This is a genomic window from Anaerovibrio sp. (assembly GCF_051866355.1).
Classification (GTDB): Bacteria; Bacillota; Negativicutes; order Selenomonadales; family Selenomonadaceae; genus Anaerovibrio.
In genome coordinates this window covers 1-1584 of record NZ_JBJDWZ010000124.1, presented here as the reverse complement: position 1 = coordinate 1584, position 1584 = coordinate 1, and the positions used below count along the sequence as shown (strand labels likewise).

Sequence of the window (1584 nt, the reverse complement as noted above, 5' to 3'; positions counted from 1 at the left end):
ATGTATGATGTATGATGCGGAGTGAAGTATTTTGAGTATGCTGGTTTATGCCGTACACGAGGGCGGACGTTATGTGCAGGTAGCAGACAGCCTGCGGGAACAGCCTGAGGGAAAGCGCGGCTTTTATGTGAATATAACCAATCAGTGCAACTGTGCCTGTACCTTCTGCCTGCGCACCATGAAGCACATGGCGGAGGAAAGCACCCTGTGGCTTACGCAGGAACCGTCTGCTGACGAGGTAAAGGCAGAGCTGGACAAGCTGCCCTGGGATATGGCGAAGGAAATTGTCTTTTGCGGCTTCGGGGAGCCGACTATGCGGCTGGATGTGCTGCTGGAGCTGATGGCCTATGTGCGGCAGAAGCACCTGACGATGCCAATCCGGCTGAACACCAACGGCCTTGCTGACCTTGTCTATGGCCGCTCCGTAGCCGGGGATTTTGAGGGACTGGTGGATACCATATCCATCAGCCTGAATGCCTCCAACGCGGAGAGGTATCTGGAACTGACCAGGGCAAAGTACGGCATTGGCTCCTTTGCCGCTATGCTGAAGTTTGCCGAGGACTGCAGGGAGCATATTCCCAACGTGGTGCTGACCGTGGTGGAAAAGGTGGAGAATCAGGCGGAGATTGACGCATGCCGCAGGATTTGTGATGAAAGAGGTTTGAAGCTGAGAGTCCGCATCTATGAGGACAGCTGAATTTGTAACGGGAGTGACGGAGAATCATGAAAAAGTTGGTTGTTATTCGCGGCGGCGGTGAGCTGGCTACCGGTATCGCCCATCGCCTGCACAATACCGGTTATCAGGTTTTGATGCTGGAGAAGCCATCTCCTTCGGCTATCAGGCGCAGTATTGTTTTTGCGGAGGCCGTCTATGAAGGTGAAAAAAAGGTGGAGCGGCTGGTGTGCTATAAGGCGGAGAATCTTCAGGAAGCGGAGAAAATGCTGAAGGCCGGCCAGCTGGTAATTATGGTCGACCCGGAGGCGGCCTGTCTGGCAAAGCTGAAGCCGCGTGTTCTGGTGGATGCGATTTACGCCAAGCGCAACATGGGCACCAGTAAGGATATGGCCGACTTTACTATCGCCATCGGGCCGGGCTTTACCGCCGGCAAGGATGTCAACTGCGTGGTGGAAACCACACGGGGACACAATCTGGGACGGCTGATTTATGAGGGACAGGCCCTGCCGGAGAAGGAAACCACGGAGGTGCGCGCCCTGATGCGGGCGTCCCACTCCATAAACGCTCCTTGTGACGGCTATCTGGAGGCCGGGCATCCCCTGTCCTACATCGTCAAGAGAAATGAAACCATCGCCAAACTGCACATGGAGGGCGGCCATGTATTTGAGATAAAGGCGCCGGTGGAGGGCGTGCTGCGGGGACTTCTGCATGACGGATGCCCTGTGCGCACCGGCCTGAAAATTGCCGAGATAGACCCTAGCACCATGCCGACCAACTGCGTCACCATTTCAGCCAAATCCCGCTGTATCTCCGGCTCCGTGCTGGAGGCTATTCTGGCTTGGGAGATATCCCATGTAAAGAAATCCAGATTGCCGTGGAAAAAGTAATGTGAACGTAACGTGAAAGCA

At 55.2% G+C, this 1584-nt stretch carries 2 protein-coding genes; both read left to right on the top strand.

The genetic code is table 11. The features are described from left to right. Positions 1 to 37: 37 nt before the first annotated feature. The gene (locus tag ACI3UA_RS06585; protein ID WP_439724070.1) at positions 38 to 697 is read left to right on the top strand and encodes a TatD family nuclease-associated radical SAM protein; all 660 of its coding nucleotides are present in this window, start codon (positions 38 to 40) and stop codon (positions 695 to 697) included. Between the two features lie 26 nt (positions 698 to 723). Then, positions 724 to 1563, top strand: a complete 840-nt coding sequence (gene yqeB / locus ACI3UA_RS06580) for a selenium-dependent molybdenum cofactor biosynthesis protein YqeB (RefSeq protein ID WP_439724022.1) — start codon at positions 724 to 726, stop codon at positions 1561 to 1563. The last annotated feature ends 21 nt before the right edge of the window (positions 1564 to 1584 follow it).

Bases quoted from the DNA above. Each gene is read 5' to 3' on its own strand.
- ACI3UA_RS06585 (WP_439724070.1), top strand. From the start codon at position 38: ATGCTGGTTTATGCCGTACACGAGGGCGGACGTTATGTGCAGGTAGCA.
- yqeB (WP_439724022.1), top strand. From the start codon at position 724: ATGAAAAAGTTGGTTGTTATTCGCGGCGGCGGTGAGCTGGCTACCGGT.